The sequence below is a fragment of the Tritonibacter multivorans genome, from assembly GCF_001458415.1.
GTDB classification, from domain to species: Bacteria; Pseudomonadota; Alphaproteobacteria; order Rhodobacterales; family Rhodobacteraceae; genus Epibacterium; species Epibacterium multivorans.
Window position 1 is genome coordinate 150,423 of sequence record NZ_CYSD01000043.1, and the last position, 16,264, is coordinate 166,686.

Sequence of the window (16,264 nt, forward strand, 5' to 3'; positions counted from 1 at the left end):
ATCTCCTAAATTTCAAAAATCTGGATCATAATAAAACAACCCATGCGGGTGTTGCGTCTGTGGGGCACGCGGCGCGCGGTGGTTTTTACTGTTGTTGATGAATGGTGAATAAATTTCGTGGAGATCCTCGCTATTGGTCCAGAAAATCGGATTGGGCGCGGCGGGGAATTGATGCGTAGAAACAAGGAGGCCCTGCATGTCCGACGCGGTTGCGCCCTGTCTGCCCAATTGGGTTCCGGAAGATATTGTTCGTTATCTGATGCATACAGAGTGTGGTGTTTCGATCCGGCAATTGGCAAAGCAAGCCGATTGCCACCCCTCGACCGTCCTGCGGCAAATACGGCGTCTGGAAGAATGGCGCGACGACTTTCTGATTGACGGCGCATTCCGCGCCCTTGCGACGGAGGTCTCCGGTGAAAACGCCACAGGCGCTGCGGGTGATTTCTTTGCCGGTGACGGAGAATTGGCGCGAAATAAAGAACGTCTGTTAACGGTGCTTGCTCAACCCAAGGCAGTTTTAATTGTTGGCGCGGGTTTCGAAAAAGGCGCGGTTCTGCGGGGGGATGCAGACGATCAGGAACGGGACCAGATTTCGGTCGAGATGTCATTGGCGCAAATCCTCGCGGTTGAAGGGGCGATTGCAGGGGGCGGCACGGGCCAAATCCTCAAGTACCGGATCACGCCCGAAGGCCGTCTGGCGCTGGCAAAACTGGCCGCAGATCGCGAACAATTGGCCCGTGTGCGCAGCGAAGGCGTGTCGCAGTCCGCCATTGGCGCGGTGCTTGGGCTGGCCCAGATGCAGGCAGCACGCCGGGCCGAACAGGACGCCGCCGGGGCGGGCCCACGTCGTGCCCGCTATGGTGTTCAGGAGACGCCATTGCAAATTCTCTCGCGATTTACCAACCGCGATGGCGACCCATTTCTCACGCCGGAAATGGTCAGCGCGGGCGAACGTCTGCGCGAGGACTACGAGCTGGCGCAGATCGGCGTGCATCTGAACCGCGAGGCAGACCAGTTCCGCGAACCGGGCACCGCGCCGGAAATGGGGGGGCAGGAAATGTCACGCCGCGCGCTGGAGCGGGTCAATAAGGCGATGATGGCGCTGGGGCCGGGGCTGAGCGATATTGCCATGCGCTGCTGTTGCCACCTCGAAGGGCTGGAAGCGGCGGAAAAAGACCTTGGTTGGTCGGCGCGGTCTGGCAAAGTGGTGCTGCGGATCGCCTTGGAGCAGCTGCAGGCGCATTATGGCAAACAGCCCACCGTGTTGCGGATGATCGGCTGAATGCGACAGCTTGCTTATGGGTCGCGACAAAGGGGGCAGAATTGCACTGGTGGCCGTCCCGTCAGGCTGATAAGGTCCGGCCAGCCGTGAACAGCAAAAATTGAAGGATCGTCCTGTGCGAGATCTGAAGATCCCCGAGCAGCGCCACCCGGAAAAAGCGCATCGTCCCGACAATGCCCAGCCCAAAAAACCGTCTTGGATCCGTGTGAAAGCCCCCGGCGGGGCGGGATATGCGGAGACGCATAAGATCATGCGTGAAAACAACCTTGTGACGGTCTGCGAAGAAGCGGGCTGCCCCAATGTTGGCGAATGCTGGAGCCAGGGTCACGCCACCATGATGATCATGGGGGAAATCTGTACGCGCGGTTGCACGTTCTGCAATATTGCCACCGGCAAGCCCGACACGCTGGACGCGTTTGAACCCGGCCGCGTGGCCCATGCAGTGGAAAAACTGGGTCTCAACCACGTGGTGATCACATCTGTGGACCGGGATGATTTGCAGGATGGTGGCGCGGAACATTTCGCCCAGACCATTCGCGCCGTGCGCCATCGCAGCCCTAAGACCACGATTGAGATCCTGACCCCGGACTTTCTGAAGTGTTCGCCGGAAGTGCTTGATATTGTTGTGGAAGCAAAGCCAGACGTCTTCAACCACAACCTTGAAACCGTGCCTGGCCTCTATCCCGAGGTCCGCCCCGGTGCGCGTTACTTCCACTCCCTGCGCTTGTTGCAGCGGGTGAAGGAACAGGATCCGTCGATCTTCACCAAATCCGGCATTATGGTCGGTCTGGGCGAGGACGAAATGGCGGTGAAGCAGGTGATGGACGACATGCGCGCCGCAGACATTGATTTCCTGACCATTGGTCAGTATCTGCAGCCGACTCCGAAACACCACGCCGTGGACCGGTTCGTGACGCCGGAAGAGTTCGCCTCTTATGAGAAAGCCGCCTTTGGCAAAGGGTTCCTGATGGTCTCTGCGACGCCGCTGACGCGTTCGTCGTATCACGCAGGTGATGACTTTGCCCGTTTGCGGGATGCCCGTGAAAAGGCGCTGGCCAAAGGCTGAGCTGGAAAACAGTCTGAATGAAATGAAAAGCCGCGCTGGTGTCAGCGCGGCTTTTTTGATCAGGCCTCGTCGGTGAAGCGCACCTTGCCGATGTGGGGCAGGTTGCGGTTGCGTTGGGCAAAGTCGATGCCGTAGCCCACAACAAATTCATCCGGGATTTCAAAGCCAATGTGATCGGCGCGGAAATCCACCTCGCGGCGCGACGGTTTGTCCAGAAGCGCAATGGTCTTCAGGCGCGCAGGATTGCGGCTTTGCAGCAGCTTGCTGACGTGCGACAGGGTGTGGCCTGTGTCGACAATATCTTCGACCACTAGCACGTCGCGCCCTTCAATGGCGCCGCGCAAGTCCTTGAGAATACGAACTTCCCGGCTGCTTTCCATGCCGTCGCCATAAGACGAGGCCTCGAGGAAATCCACCTCGATGGGCAGGTCCAGCTCGCGCACCAGATCAGCGATGAACACAAAGCTGCCGCGCAGAAGGCCCACAACGACCAGCTTGTCGGTGCCCTCAAATTCGGATGCGATCTCTTCGCTCAGTTCTTCGATCCGTGCGGCGATGGCTTTGGCCGAAATCATCACATCTATGACATACGGGCGATCAGTCATGGCTTTCCCCTTGGCTTCCTACGTGAGTTGCCTCTTGAATTTTCGTTGCGTTCATAGGACACCACGCGCCAGCTGTACAGGAAGCAGATCAAAGACGATGCCGACCCATTCTGAAACCCGACCCATGCCGTACACCGCCCAGCAGATGTATGATCTGGTGGCAGATGTGGCCAACTACCCAAAATTCCTGCCCTGGTGTGCTGCTGCGCGCATCCGCAGCCGGGTGCCGCAAGGCACGTCCGAGCTGATGGAAGCGGATCTGGTGATTTCCTTCAAAGTGTTCCGCGAACGGTTCGGCAGCCGTGTGGTGTTGCATCCGGGTGAACATAAGATCGACACGGAATATCTGGATGGTCCGTTTCGCTATATGAAGTCCAACTGGGCCTTTCAGGACCGCGCCGACGGCGGCTGTGATGTCAGCTTCTTTGTGGATTTCGAATTTAAGAACGCGGTGTTGCAGAGCGTGATTGGCCTGGTGTTCAACGATGCCATGCAGCGTATTGTGCGGGCTTTTGAACGTCGCGCCGAAGATCTGTATGGCGGGTGACATGTGGCTCTAATCTGCGGATTAGAGCCTGAATCCGCGTCAGGTCCGAATGGGAAGTTTGGCGACGGCGGTTGCGATCAGCATCAGCGCGTGGTCTCGCGTCGCAGCGCGCACCTTGTCGCGACCCAAAGCGCCGAACTCTTTGGTTTCCACAAATGTCGGCAGGCCTGTTGCCGCAAGACCAAAGCAGACGCGCCCTTCGGGTTTGAACTCTGACCCGCCGGGGCCCGCAATGCCGGTGACGGAGACCGCAATATCGGTTCCCGCGCTGTCCAGCGCCCCGTCGGCCATTTCCGCGGCGACCTCTTCGCTGACCGCGCCATGGGTGGCAAGCGTTGTCGTCAGGACGCCCAGCATCTCGGTCTTGGCCTGGTTGGAGTAGGTCACAAACCCCCGGTCCACCACAGCGGAGGAACCGGGGATGTCGGTCAGGGCGGCGGCAATCATGCCGCCGGTGCAGCTTTCGGCGGTGGAAACAGTCAGGCCCTTGGCCTGCGCATCCCGAAGAAGAGCTGCAACATCAACCGTCATAGACCAAGCACCCCGTGGAAAAAGCCCGCCAGCAGGACGACGCCGCCCGCCGCCATGGCTCCTGCGATGATGTCATCCATCATGACGCCAAAGGGGCCTTTCTTGCGATCCGCCCAGCCAACAGGGCCGGGTTTCCAGATGTCGAACAGTCGGAACAGAACAAACGCAGCGATCCAGCCGGGCCAGAGCACGGTAATGCTGAACCCATGCAGCCACGCGGGCAGCGACAGCGCCCAGAGCGCCAGCATTTGACCGGCAAATTCATCCAGCACAAATTCGGACGGATCCAGATCCTCTTGCCCCTTTGTCATGTCGGCTGCGGCCCAGAAGCCGATGCCGGTGGCGGCGAGTGTTGTGGCGGCCACAAGCGGGAAGCCGCCCAGCATATGGAGGCCAAGTGTGGCGGGCAGGGTGACGAGGGACCCCCAAGTTCCGGGCGCAGGTTTCAAATAGCCCACACCGCCGCAGGTGCCGAGGATCTGAGAGAGTTTCATCACTTATCCTTTGAACAGCGCGGCGGTGGCCAGCGCGGCAATGCCTTCGCCACGACCCGTAAATCCAAGCCGTTCCGAGGTGGTGGCTTTGATCGACACACGCGCAGGCTCAATCCGCAGGATTTCGGCCATTTTTGCTTGCATTGCAGCGGCATGGGGGCCGACCTTCGGGTATTCGCAGACCAGCGTGCAATCGATGTTCGAGAGGGTAAAGCCGCGGTCGCGGGCCAGATCGGCAGCGTGGCGCAGGAAGATTTCCGACGCGGCGCCTTTCCATTGCGGGTCGGACGGCGGGAAGTGGCGGCCAATGTCGCCTTCGGCCAGCGCGCCGTAAATCGCATCCGTCACGGCGTGCATGCCCACATCGGCATCCGAATGGCCCTGTAGGCTGCGGTCATGGGGCACGGCCACACCGCACAGCATCACATGATCGCCGGGGCCAAAACGGTGCACGTCGTAGCCATTGCCAAGTCTGATATCCATGTTCTTTCCCAGAATACGTTCGGCGCGGGCGAAATCCTCGGGCCGGGTGATTTTGATATTGTCGCTGCAGCCTTCGGTGATGGTAACCGGCAGGCCAGCGGCGCGGGCGACCTCTACATCATCCGCGGCCAGCCCTTGATGGGCCTCATGTGCGGCGAGGATCGCGTCAAAGTGGAACCCTTGCGGTGTTTGCGCGGCAAACAGCCCGTTGCGGTCCTGGGTTCCGGTCACTTGATCGTCTGCTCCAGTCCAGAGCGCATCTGTGACCGCCACCCCAGGTGCCGCCGCAGGAGTGTTCGTCAAGCCGTTGATCACATTTGTAATTACGTCTTTTGACACGCAGGGTCGGGCGGCGTCGTGGATCAGGACCAGATCGGGTTTATGTGCGGCAAGGGCCAGAAGGCCATTTCTGACAGACTGCGACCGTTCCGCCCCACCATCCGCAAGGATGAGATCGGGCTGCGCGGCCAAGGCTGTATCGGCATCTGCGTCCTTCGGGTTGCGCACAACGGCAATCAGGTCGTGGCCTGCGTCGCGAAACGCCTGTAGGGTCCAGTCAATCACACGGCGACCGGACAGGGGCCGCCATTGCTTGGCCAGCCCGCCGCCCGCGCGGCTGCCGCGCCCTGCGGCAACGATGAGAACCGCTGTTTTCATGGCCAACTGCCTTCGCCTGTAAGAAGCCTTAAAACCTGCCCCGTCTTTACGGTGCCCCCCGGAAAAGCGCAATCCACCTGGCGCTAGTGCTTAAAAAATAAGCACCAGCGCCGGGAAAACAGGCTGGAAGGGGCGCTTGGGATGGAGCATACCGGGTTCTCGGTCTAAAACGCTCATATATGCACAAGGATTAAGCAGTTGTCCTTCACCATCGGAACCACCTCATTGGAGCCCCCAATCGCGCTTGCCCCTATGGCGGGCATCACGGACCGTCCTTACCGGGATCTGGTCCGGTCTTTTGGTGTCGGCCTGATGGTCAGCGAAATGGTGGCCAGCCAAGAGATGGTGCAGGCCAAACCCGGCGTGCGCGAACGGGCCGAGCTGAGCGCGGATGTGGAAAACACCGCGGTACAGCTGGCGGGGCGCGAGGCCACCTGGATGGCCGAAGCCGCACGACAGGTTGCAGACCGTGGTGCAAAGGTGATCGACATCAATATGGGCTGCCCGGCCAAGAAGGTGACCAATGGTTATTCGGGCTCTGCCTTGCTGAAAACGCCGGACCACGCCTTGAGCCTGATCGAAGCGGTGGTCGCGGCCGTTGATGTGCCAGTGACCCTGAAAACCCGGTTGGGCTGGGATGACAATTGCCTGAACGCGCCGGATGTTGCGCGCCGGGCGCAGGACGCAGGCGTGCAGATGGTGACCATCCACGGCCGAACACGCTGTCAGTTTTATAAGGGATCCGCTGACTGGCAGGCGATTTCACAGGTGCGCGCGGCGATTGATGTGCCGCTTCTGGCCAATGGCGATATTGTTGACACGGCCACGGCGCGCAGTGCGCTGGAAAAATCCGGCGCAAATGGCGTGATGATCGGCCGTGGCGCACAGGGCAAACCCTGGCTTCTGGCGCAGGTCGCCCATGACATCTGGGGCAGTGCGGCGCCGGAGATCCCTGAAGGTAGTGATCTTGTTGACATGATTTCAAAGCATTACGAGGCGATGTTGGACTTTTACGGTTTGGACCTGGGTCTGCGCGTGTCGCGCAAGCATCTGGGCTGGTACATGGATGAGGCAGAAACCCCTGCCGCGCTGCGCCGTCAGGTTCTGACGGCCAAAACCCCGGCGGAGGTTCTGGCGTTGCTGCCCGAGGCGATCCTTGGCGCCGACAAGGAGGTCGCAGCATGATGGATACGCTCGCGCAACAGGCCGAAAACAGCGCCATCTGGGCGTCGCTGCCGGTGCCGGTGTTTCTGATTTCGCCGGACAACAGCATTCTGGATGTGAACTCTGCCGCCGAGGGCTTTGTAAACACGTCCAGAAAGTCGCTTCTGGGCAAACCGATCTGGAGACAGGTCGCGATTGAAGAAAGTGTCGAAAACGCTTTTGAGAAGGCGCGCAAGCAGGGCACGCCGTTGTTTGTGAACGACATTGATGTGGGCGCGCGTCAACGTGCGCCGCTGCAATGCGGCGTTCAGATCGCGCCGGTCCACGGTCACGACGGCTTTATGCTATTGATGGTCTCTCCGCGTGAATTGGCGGGGCGGATGACGCAAACGCAGTCGGCAAAATCGGCTGCGCAGTCGGCGATTGGCATGGCGGAAATGCTGGCCCATGAGATCAAGAACCCGCTGGCCGGCATCACCGGTGCGGCGCAGTTGCTGAGCATGAACCTCGCGCCCGAGGATCTGGAGCTGACCGATCTGATCGTGTCCGAGAGCCGCCGGATCGTGAAGCTTCTTGAACAGGTGGAACAGTTTGGCAACCTGTCTGAACCTGACTTCCGCGAGGTGAACCTGCACGATGTGCTGGACCGGGCGCGTCGATCTGCGCTTCTGGGTTTTGGCTCGGAAATGAAGATTATTGAGAAATACGACCCCTCACTGCCAGTGGCCTGGGGGGACCCGGATCAATTGCTGCAGGTGGTTTTGAACCTGCTGAAAAACGCATCCGAAGCGGCCGGTAAAAAAGGTGGTACAATCATCATCCGGACCTTCTATGAACACTCTTTCCGTCTGCGTCGTTCGGACGGGACGGGGCGGCTTTTGCCGCTGCAGATCGAGATCATTGATGATGGTCCCGGCCTGCCTGACAGAATTAAAGATGATATTTTTGAACCCTTTGTCTCGGGACGTGAAAACGGCACCGGTCTGGGGCTCGCATTGGTAAGCAAAATCATTTCCGACCATAACGGGTGGATCTCGGTCCGGTCTGAACCGGGCAATACCGTGTTTCGCCTTTCCCTCTCGCGAATGCCGCGAGAGAGCAAGTAAGCAGGAGTTTCCAAATGGATGGCACCGTTCTCGTTGCAGATGACGATCGCACAATTCGCACTGTTCTGACCCAGGCGCTGACGCGCGCGGGGTGTAAAGTGCACGCCACCTCCTCGCTGACCACGCTGATGCGCTGGGTCAGTGAAGGCAAAGGGGATGTGGTGATTTCGGACGTGATGATGCCGGACGGGAACGGGCTCGAGATGCTGCCGAAGATTGGTCAGGACCGCCCCGGCTTGCCCGTGATTGTGATCTCGGCGCAGAACACCATTATGACCGCGATCAAGGCGGCAGAGGCGGATGCCTATGATTATCTGCCCAAGCCCTTTGACCTGCCTGAACTGATGAAGCGCACCGCCAAGGCGTTGTCGGAAAAGCGCACGGCCTCGGCCACCAGCCGGGTCGAAGTGCCGGAAGAGCGCCCCGATGAGCTGCCGCTGGTTGGCCGCACCGAGGTCATGCAGGCGCTGTATCGTCTGATTGCGCGGGTGATGAACACGGATATGCCGCTGTTGATCACCGGTGAAAGTGGCACCGGTAAGAGTTTGATTGCACGGGCTATTCACGATTTCTCGGATCGCCGCACCTTGCCTTACGTCTATGCGGACGCGGCCACCTTGGCAGAGCTTGAGGGACCCGCGCGTCTGCTGGCCGAGGTCAAAGGCGGCACGCTTGTGGTTGACGAGCTGATGGATCTGCCCGACGAGGCTCAGGCCCGTCTGGTGCGGATGATGGACACGCCCGGTGATCACGCGCCGCGCTTTATTGCCACCACCTCTCAGCAAAATCTTGCCGATGGGATGGAAGAAGGCCGCCTGCGTCAGGATCTCTACTACCGGGTCTGTGGCACCGAACTGCGTGTTCCGGCGCTGCGCGAGCGGGTCGAGGACATTGCGCTTCTGTGTGAACACTTCCTGATGCGTGCCGAAAACGATGGCGCCCCACATCGCACACTCAGCGAAGAGGCCCGCGAGCTGCTGCGGCATCACGCCTGGCCGGGCAATGTGCGTCAGCTTGAAAATATCATTAAAAGACTGGCGCTTACCGCACGCAGTGAAGAGGTCGGCAAGGCCGAGGTCGCGGCGGCACTGGGCCCGCAGTCCACCGGCGTTGAACCGGTGATGGGCGCAGGCGCAAGCAATGAAAAACTGTCGGATGCGGTGGCGCGCCATCTTCAGCGTTACTTCGACCTGCATGGCGAAGAGCTGCCACCGCAGGGGCTCTATGCGCGTCTGCTGCGGGAAGTTGAAACCCCGCTGATCGAAATTGCGCTGTCTGCGACGGGCGGAAATCAGGCAAAATGTGCCGATCTTTTGGGAATCAACCGCAATACCCTGCGCAAGAAGATCACTGACCTCGATATTGAGGTGACACGGCGTCGAAAACTGATGTAATATCGCCACATAACCGTGACCCCCGAGTGAGAACGCTTGGGGGAACCACGAGATCATGTGGGGGAGTGCAGTTGCTCCTCATGTTATTGGGGGCAGTAGGTGGCGCATAAGTCACATATCCGAACGGCCTATTCTGGTTTGATGGCCTTGGATGCATGGCGCAAAACGCGCCGGGTCCGAAATTTCACCACCTTTGGGCTGGTGATTCTGGGGCCGGTGATGGCGCTGGTGACATTCATTGTCATTGGTCCATTGGGGGAAGGCGCGAGTTCTCCGACGATGCGGCTGGTCCTGCTGGCTGACCTTATCTATGTGCTGGCCATTGCCACGCTGGTGATGAGCCAGATTGCCAAGCTGATTGCCGCGCGCCGTGACAAATCAGCGGGCTCCCGGCTGCACCTGCGGCTGAGCGGTGCCTTTGCCTTCCTTGCGTTGATGCCGACCGTTTTGGTTGCCGTCTTTGCGATGCTGACCGTCAACCTTGGCCTCGAGGGCTGGTTTTCGGAACGTGTGCGGGATGTGATCGGCAATTCGCGCACCGCGGCCGAGGCCTATCAGAACCAGCAACGCGGTGACCTGCAGCAGGATGCGGTGTTGTTGGCGCGGTTGCTGGACCACAGCCGCACCGTTGATTTCTTTATTGATGACGGGAAGTTGCGGGAGGTTCTGGTCCAGGGGCAGTCGCAAATTCAGCGTGGTTTGCAAGAAGCCTATATCATCGACGGCAGCGGTGAAATTCAGGTGCGGGGCGACCGGTCTTACGAGTTTGATTTCGAACGCCCCAATGACGAGGATATCCAGGCCGCCGCCCGCAGCGGTATGCGGATTATTCAGGACTGGGAAAACAATGAGTTTCGCGCCCTTGTGAACCTCGACGCGTTTCTGGATCGCTATCTCTATGTCAGCCGTGATGTGGATGGCGAACTGCTCAACCTGCTGGATGACACGCAGGAAACGGCCGATCTTTATGTGCAGATGGAAAGCGAACGCGGCCGAGTGCTGTTCGAATTTGGCCTGCTGTACCTCGGCTTTGCTGTGATCCTGATCCTTGCCTCCATGTGGCTGGGTCTTTGGTTTGCCGAACGTCTGTCGCGTCCGGTCGGGCGCTTGACTGTGGCCGCGCAGCGTGTTGGCGCCGGCAATCTGAATGTGCGGGTCATGGAAGAGCAGGGCGATGATGAGATCGCGCAATTGGGGCGTTATTTCAATCAGATGACGCAGGAGTTGAAACTTCAGCGCGAAACGCTTCTGGACAATACACGCCAGATTGAAAGCCGCCGTCGCTTGTTTGACTCGGTTCTGTCCTCGGTGACCTCGGGGGTGGTTGGGCTTGACGAAGATGGCCGCGTGACTTTCGTGAACAAATCGGCGCAACGTCTGCTGGACTGGCAGGGCGAACAGAAATCGCTGGCGCTGGCGGTTGCGGTGCCAGAGTTTGGGCCGCTGTTTGATGAACTGGTGGAAGGCGGCGCGCAGGTGGTGCAGGGCGAGGTCAAAGTGTCCCGTCAGGGCCGTCTGGAGAACTTGCTGGTTCGGATGACCCCGCGCGAATCCGGCGACAACAGCCTTGAGGGCTATGTTGTGGCTTTTGAAGACGTGACCGATCTGGTGAGCGCCCAGCGGATGGCCGCCTGGGGCGATGTCGCGCGCCGGATCGCCCATGAAATTAAAAACCCGCTGACCCCGATCCAGCTGAGTGCGGAACGGATCAAACGCAAATTCTCGCGCCAGCTTGAAGAGAAAAACGCCGAAGTTCTACAGGACATGACGGATGTCATCGTGCGTCAAACCAATGACCTGCGCCGCATCGTGGATGAGTTCTCCAAATTCGCGCGTATGCCCGAACCAGAGCGCCGCGAAGAGGATCTGGGCCGTCTGGTGCAGGAAGCCGTGCTGCTGCAGGAAGCGGGGCAGCCGGATCTGACGATTACATCCGACATTCCAAAGGTGGACATGCCGGTGGATGTGGATGCAACGATGATTGGACAGGCGCTGACCAATCTGATCAAAAACGCAGGCGAGGCCATTGGCTCTTTGCGTGCGAAGGGCGCGCCCGAGGGATTTGTGCCTGAAATTCAGGTGACGGTGTCTGCGTCGGATGCGGGCTTTGTCATTACAATCGCTGACAATGGTATTGGACTGCCCGAAGATCGGGCCCGGCTGTTTGAGCCTTATGTGACCACGCGCGACGAGGGCACCGGGCTGGGGCTGCCGATTGTCAAAAAGATTATTGAAGAACATGGTGGGACGCTGACGCTCGAAGATGCGCCGGTGTTCGAAGGAAACGCGCATCATGGCGCCATGGCGATTGTTCGTCTGGCACCGGCCGCCCCGCGGGCAAATGCGCAGAGACAGATGGTGAAAGCAGGGCTGACATGAGTGATATTCTTGTTGTCGATGACGAACGCGATATTCGCGAGCTGATCTCGGATATTCTGGAAGACGAAGGCTATTCCACCCGGAAGGCCGCCAATTGCGATGAATGCATGGCCGAGTTTGAGGCAGAGCCGCCTGCGCTGCTGATCCTCGATATCTGGCTCAAAGACAGCGAGATGGACGGGATCGACATTCTGAAGACCGTCAAACGGGATTTCCCCGAAGTCCCGGTCGTCATCATCTCGGGTCACGGCAATATCGAAATCGCGGTCGCGGCGATCAAGCAGGGCGCTTATGACTTCATTGAGAAGCCCTTTAATATTGACCAGTTGATGGTGGTGATCCGCCGCGCGATGGAAACCTCGCGACTGCGTCGTGAAAACACCGATCTCAAGCGCAAAGACAGCGGTGCCAGCGATATGGTTGGCAGTTCTGCGCCGTTTAAAACGCTTGTGTCGCAGCTGGAAAAGGTCACCAAATCCAACGGTCGCATTATGCTGAGCGGCCCGGCAGGCAGCGGCAAAGAGGTGGCGGCGCGCTATGTGCATGCGCACTCCAACCGCGCCTCTGCGCCGTTTGTGGTGGTGAACTGCGCCAGCATTGAACCCGACCGGATGGAAGAAGAGCTGTTTGGCCGTGAAAGCCGCGAGCAGGGGGTGGAACCCGGCCTGCTGGAGCAGGCTGACGGCGGCGTGGTCTTTTTTGACGAGGTGGCAGATATGCCGCTTGGTACACAATCCAAGATCCTGCGCGTGCTGGTCGACCAACAATTCACCCGCGTTGGCGGCAGCGAGCGGGTCAAGGTGGACCTGCGGGTCATTTCCGCAACGAACAAAGACTTGGAACAGGAAATTGCCGAAAACCGCTTCCGCGAGGAACTGTTTCACCGTCTGAACGTGGTGCCGATTCAGGTGCCGTCGCTGGCCGATCGTCGCGAGGATATTCCAGAGCTTTGCAGCCATTTCATTTCGTATTTCAACGAAACCCAAGGCCTGCCGCTGCGCGACCTGACCGAGGATGCTTTGGCTCTGCTGCAAACCATGGTCTGGCCGGGCAATGTGCGTCAGCTGAAGAACATGGTGGAACGCATTCTGATCCTTGGCGATGGCACCGGGCCGATCAATGCCAAAGACCTGCCGCGCGACGAAGAAAAGGTCGACGTGGAGGGCCGTGTGGTGCTGTCTGGTGCGCTGGCAACCCTGCCGCTGCGCGAAGCCCGCGAAGCCTTCGAGCGTGAATATCTGCTGACGCAGATCAACCGCTTTGGCGGCAATATCAGCCGGACAGCGGCTTTTGTGGGCATGGAACGCTCTGCGCTGCACCGCAAGCTGAAATCCTTGGGCGTTGTGACCTCCAGCAAGGCCGGTGGCCGTGTTGCACGGGTGGAAAACGAAGAAGACTTGGTCTGACCACGGACCAAAGAACAGGATCGCGGGGTGGGACATTTGAATTGACCCATCCCCGGTCATCTGTCACTGAGCACCCTGCAAGCCGACGGTTACGGGCCCAAGGACAAAGATCATGAAAGTAATTATCTGCGGCGCGGGCCAGGTTGGCTGGCAAATCGCACGCCATCTTTCCGGTGAAGCAAACGACGTCACAGTGGTTGACAGCAACCCCGACCTCGTGCGTCGGGCGACGGATACGCTGGATGTTCAAGGCGTTGCGGGCTTTGCCTCATATCCTGATGTGCTGGACCGGGCGGGCGCGCGGGATGCGGATATGATTATTGCCGCCACCCATTCCGACGAGGTGAACATGGTCACCTGTCAGGTGGCGCATTCGGTGTTCTCAATCCAGCGCAAGGTGGCGCGGCTGCGCTCCAAAAGCTATCTGACGGCGATCTATTCCGACCTGTACCGCCGCGATCACCTGCCGATTGACGTGGTGATCAGTCCCGAACGCGAAGTGGCGGCTGCGGCAATGCAGCGCCTGCGCGCGCCTGCGGCCTTTGACACCGAAGTGTTCATGGAGGGCAAAGCGCAGCTTCTTGGCATTATGATCGACGAAGACTGCCCGGTGGTGAACACCGCGCTGCGGCAGTTGACCGAGCTGTTCTCGACGCTGCGGGCGATTGTTGTGGGGGTGCGGCGCGATGGGTCGCTGTTTGCGCCCGAACCCGGCGATCAGCTGTTTGTCGGCGATGCGGCCTATATCTTCTGCCACGCAGATGACGTGGGCCGCACCATGGAAATCTTTGGCAAGAAAGAGAAACGCCAGGATCGCGTGGTCATCGTTGGCGGTGGCAATGTGGGTCTGGAGGTTGCCAAGGCGCTGGAGGGGCGGTCTGGCCGTAACCGCGCCAAGGTGATCGAGAAGGACCGAAAATGCGCCGAAAAGGCCGCTGAAACCCTTGAGCGTACAATTGTGCTGAATGGCGACGGTCTGGACCGCGGATTGATGATCGAGGCCGGCATCGACAAGGCGGATGCCATGCTGGCGGTCACCGACGACGACAAGACCAATATGCTGGCGGCCGTGCGCGCCAAGGCCGAGGGCTGCCCTTTTGCCATTGCGCTGATCAATGACCCAACACTGGTGCCCTTGTTGTCGCATCTAGGGATCGACGCCTATATCAACCCGCGGTCGACCACGGTGAGTTCGATCCTACGGCACATCCGCTATGGTCGGATCCGTCAGGTCTATTCCATTGGCGATGCCGAAGCCGAGGTGATCGAGACCGAGGTTCTGTCTACCTCGCCTATGGCGGGGCAAACCATTGGCGAGATTGATTTTCCCGAAGGGGTGCTGGTGGGGGCGGTTGCCAAGGACGGCAAGGTGGTGCGCCCGGCAGCCAATCTGCGGATCGAGGCAGGCGATGTCATTGCCCTGTTTGCAATGGCCGACGATGTGCCAGAGGTCGAGCGCCTGATGCAGGTCTCGATCGATTACTTCTAGATGCCGCGCCGGTCTCGTCAAACGGGTCCGTGGATCCTGCGGCTGCCGCTGTTGCTGCTGATCTGGGGCGGGTTTTCCCTGGCCATGTGGGTGCCAGCCATCCATGCGGTGATCACCGACGACCACAAAACCTCGCAAAGCTTTTTCTATGCAGGCCTTTTGGGGCTGATGCTGGTGTCGTTTATCGGGCTCTCGGTGGCGAACCATGTGCCACGTTACGGGATGCCCGGGCAGCTGATGACGCTGCTTGCGACCTTTGTGTTCCTGCCGCTGTATCTGGCCATTCCGTTGCAGGATGCGCTGCAGAACACCAGCTATCTGAATGCTTATTTCGATATGGTCAGCGCTCTGACCACCACAGGCGCGGATATTTATGCAGATCCGGGGCGGCTGTCGCCCAGCATCCATCTGTGGCGCGTGATGGTGGCCTGGCTGGGTGGTCTGTTTATGTGGATCGCGGCCTCGGCCGTTCTGGCACCGCTTTCGTTGGGCGGGTTTGAGGTCACGGCGCGGGCGGAACCCGGTGACGGGCAGGGGATCGGGATCCGTCAGGTGCACCGTCCCGGCAGTCGACGCAAGCTGATCAAAGTGGCCGCAACCCTCGCGCCGGTGTATTTTGGTCTGACACTGGCGCTGAGCATCCTGCTGTTGTTGACCGGTGAGGTTGGTTTTGTGGCCGTCTGTCACGCGATGTCGATCATGGCGACATCTGGCCTGTCGCCGGTCGGCGGGCTGGAAAACGCAGGCAGCGGGCTGGCCGGTGAAATGGTGATGTTCCTGTTCATGCTGTTTGCCCTGTCGCGCCTGACCTTCTCCAGCGACACAGTGGCGCATGGCCAGAACAGGTTGGACAAAGATCCCGAGTTTCGCACCGGTCTTTTGATCATTTTTGCCGTGCCGGGGCTGTTGTTCCTGCGCCACTGGCTGGCCGCTTTTGAGGTCGACACCTCTGATGATCTGTCGATGGCGCTTTCGTCGTTCTGGGGCGCGGTGTTTACCGTGACCTCATTCCTGACCACCACCGGGTTTCAAAGCATCGACTGGGAAAGCGCGCGCCAGTGGTCCGGGCTCAGCACGCCGGGGATGATCCTGATGGGGCTTGCAGTGATGGGCGGCGGTGTTGCCACCACGGCAGGCGGGGTAAAGCTGCTGCGGGTTTATGCGCTGTACCTCAATGGGTTGCGGGATATGGAGCGGTTGGTTCTGCCAAATTCGGTCTCGGGTATGACACGGGGCACGCGGCGCTTGCAAAGCAATGGGGCCTTTGTGGCCTGGATCTTTTTCATGCTGTTTGCCTTGTCGCTGACCGTGATTTCGATCGCGCTGTCCGCCGCGGGTCTGAACTTTGAGGATGCGCTGATCCTGACCGTTGCAACCCTGTCCACAACCGGCCCCCTGACCGAAGCCGCCGGGGCCAGCCCTATCGATCTGGGTCTTCTGACCACACCGGCCAAGCTGATCCTCTGTGGCGCGATGGTTCTGGGGCGGCTTGAAACGCTGGCAATCATCGCATTGTTGTCGCCAAACCTTTGGCGGAATTGACACGCTGGCGCTAACCCGCGTTAAAAAATAACGTTTTCGGCTGGAATCTGTCGCCAACTCCGTTCATAGTTCGAGAACAATGAGCGCGTTGAGCCGCAACGTGCATAAAAAAAGCAAGG

The 16,264-nt window shown here is 59.5% G+C and carries 14 protein-coding genes; 10 read left to right on the plus strand and 4 right to left on the minus strand.

Features of this window, described 5'->3' with window-relative positions:
* The first annotated feature begins 196 nt into the window (after positions 1–196).
* A complete protein-coding gene (locus TRM7557_RS18835; protein WP_058291774.1) occupies positions 197–1,282 on the plus strand; it encodes a DUF6456 domain-containing protein in 1,086 nt (361 codons plus the stop codon).
* 115 nt (positions 1,283–1,397) lie between these two features.
* Entirely contained in the window at positions 1,398–2,348 is a 951-nt protein-coding gene (lipA, locus tag TRM7557_RS18840) for a lipoyl synthase (RefSeq protein ID WP_058291775.1), read from the plus strand.
* Positions 2,349–2,407: 59 nt separating this feature from the next.
* Here the strand turns inward: lipA and hpt are convergent, their stop codons facing one another.
* On the minus strand, positions 2,408–2,953 hold the full coding sequence (gene hpt, locus TRM7557_RS18845; protein ID WP_058291776.1) for a hypoxanthine phosphoribosyltransferase: 546 nt from the start codon (positions 2,951–2,953) through the stop codon (positions 2,408–2,410).
* Positions 2,954–3,050: 97 nt separating this feature from the next.
* Here hpt and TRM7557_RS18850 point away from each other — a divergent pair, with 97 nt between their 5' ends.
* Entirely contained in the window at positions 3,051–3,500 is a 450-nt protein-coding gene (locus tag TRM7557_RS18850) for a type II toxin-antitoxin system RatA family toxin (protein ID WP_058291777.1), read from the plus strand.
* 39 nt (positions 3,501–3,539) lie between these two features.
* Here TRM7557_RS18850 and TRM7557_RS18855 read toward each other — a convergent pair whose 3' ends face one another.
* Genes TRM7557_RS18855 through TRM7557_RS18865 form a run of 3 tightly spaced genes read right to left on the minus strand, consistent with a single transcriptional unit; the run spans position 3,540 to position 5,665 of the window.
* Entirely contained in the window at positions 3,540–4,031 is a 492-nt protein-coding gene (locus tag TRM7557_RS18855; RefSeq protein WP_058291778.1) for a CinA family protein, read from the minus strand.
* Complete coding sequence (locus tag TRM7557_RS18860) at positions 4,028–4,525, minus strand: phosphatidylglycerophosphatase A family protein (protein WP_058291779.1); 498 nt, start codon at positions 4,523–4,525, stop codon at positions 4,028–4,030. Before TRM7557_RS18860 ends, TRM7557_RS18855 begins: the two co-directional genes overlap by 4 nt.
* Before the next feature lie 3 nt (positions 4,526–4,528).
* On the minus strand, positions 4,529–5,665 hold the full coding sequence (locus TRM7557_RS18865; RefSeq protein ID WP_058291780.1) for a bifunctional 2-C-methyl-D-erythritol 4-phosphate cytidylyltransferase/2-C-methyl-D-erythritol 2,4-cyclodiphosphate synthase: 1,137 nt from the start codon (positions 5,663–5,665) through the stop codon (positions 4,529–4,531).
* A gap of 198 nt (positions 5,666–5,863) precedes the next feature.
* On the opposite strand from TRM7557_RS18865, the gene dusB reads away from it, so the two are divergent.
* The 7 genes from dusB to TRM7557_RS18900 all read left to right on the plus strand — a co-directional run bounded on the left by dusB (position 5,864) and on the right by TRM7557_RS18900 (position 16,145).
* Complete coding sequence (dusB, locus tag TRM7557_RS18870; RefSeq protein ID WP_058291781.1) at positions 5,864–6,850, plus strand: tRNA dihydrouridine synthase DusB; 987 nt, start codon at positions 5,864–5,866, stop codon at positions 6,848–6,850.
* Positions 6,847–7,935 (plus strand): two-component system sensor histidine kinase NtrB, encoded by a 1,089-nt coding sequence (locus TRM7557_RS18875; RefSeq protein ID WP_058291782.1) that lies wholly within the window; start codon positions 6,847–6,849, stop codon positions 7,933–7,935. Before dusB ends, TRM7557_RS18875 begins: the two co-directional genes overlap by 4 nt.
* A 14-nt stretch (positions 7,936–7,949) precedes the next feature.
* Positions 7,950–9,329, plus strand: a complete 1,380-nt coding sequence (locus TRM7557_RS18880; protein WP_058291783.1) for a response regulator — start codon at positions 7,950–7,952, stop codon at positions 9,327–9,329.
* Positions 9,330–9,428: 99 nt separating this feature from the next.
* Entirely contained in the window at positions 9,429–11,708 is a 2,280-nt protein-coding gene (locus TRM7557_RS18885; RefSeq protein ID WP_058291784.1) for a sensor histidine kinase NtrY-like, read from the plus strand.
* Positions 11,705–13,114 (plus strand): nitrogen assimilation response regulator NtrX, encoded by a 1,410-nt coding sequence (ntrX, locus tag TRM7557_RS18890; RefSeq protein WP_058291785.1) that lies wholly within the window; start codon positions 11,705–11,707, stop codon positions 13,112–13,114. Before TRM7557_RS18885 ends, ntrX begins: the two co-directional genes overlap by 4 nt.
* Positions 13,115–13,226: 112 nt before the next feature.
* Positions 13,227–14,603 carry a Trk system potassium transporter TrkA gene (gene trkA, locus TRM7557_RS18895; RefSeq protein ID WP_058291786.1) on the plus strand — a complete coding sequence of 459 codons (1,377 nt, stop codon included), beginning with the start codon at positions 13,227–13,229 and terminating at the stop codon, positions 14,601–14,603.
* The gene (locus tag TRM7557_RS18900) at positions 14,604–16,145 is read left to right on the plus strand and encodes a TrkH family potassium uptake protein (protein ID WP_058291787.1); all 1,542 of its coding nucleotides are present in this window, start codon (positions 14,604–14,606) and stop codon (positions 16,143–16,145) included. It begins immediately after the preceding gene.
* Positions 16,146–16,264: the final 119 nt, after the last annotated feature.

Bases quoted from the DNA above. Each gene is read 5' to 3' on its own strand.
- TRM7557_RS18835 (WP_058291774.1), top strand. From the start codon at position 197: ATGTCCGACGCGGTTGCGCCCTGTCTGCCCAATTGGGTTCCGGAAGAT.
- TRM7557_RS18875 (WP_058291782.1), top strand. From the start codon at position 6,847: ATGATGGATACGCTCGCGCAACAGGCCGAAAACAGCGCCATCTGGGCG.
- TRM7557_RS18855 (WP_058291778.1), bottom strand. From the start codon at position 4,031: ATGACGGTTGATGTTGCAGCTCTTCTTCGGGATGCGCAGGCCAAGGGC.
- hpt (WP_058291776.1), bottom strand. From the start codon at position 2,953: ATGACTGATCGCCCGTATGTCATAGATGTGATGATTTCGGCCAAAGCC.
- TRM7557_RS18850 (WP_058291777.1), top strand. From the start codon at position 3,051: ATGCCGACCCATTCTGAAACCCGACCCATGCCGTACACCGCCCAGCAG.
- TRM7557_RS18865 (WP_058291780.1), bottom strand. From the start codon at position 5,665: ATGAAAACAGCGGTTCTCATCGTTGCCGCAGGGCGCGGCAGCCGCGCG.
- TRM7557_RS18880 (WP_058291783.1), top strand. From the start codon at position 7,950: ATGGATGGCACCGTTCTCGTTGCAGATGACGATCGCACAATTCGCACT.
- trkA (WP_058291786.1), top strand. From the start codon at position 13,227: ATGAAAGTAATTATCTGCGGCGCGGGCCAGGTTGGCTGGCAAATCGCA.
- ntrX (WP_058291785.1), top strand. From the start codon at position 11,705: ATGAGTGATATTCTTGTTGTCGATGACGAACGCGATATTCGCGAGCTG.
- TRM7557_RS18860 (WP_058291779.1), bottom strand. From the start codon at position 4,525: ATGAAACTCTCTCAGATCCTCGGCACCTGCGGCGGTGTGGGCTATTTG.
- TRM7557_RS18900 (WP_058291787.1), top strand. From the start codon at position 14,604: ATGCCGCGCCGGTCTCGTCAAACGGGTCCGTGGATCCTGCGGCTGCCG.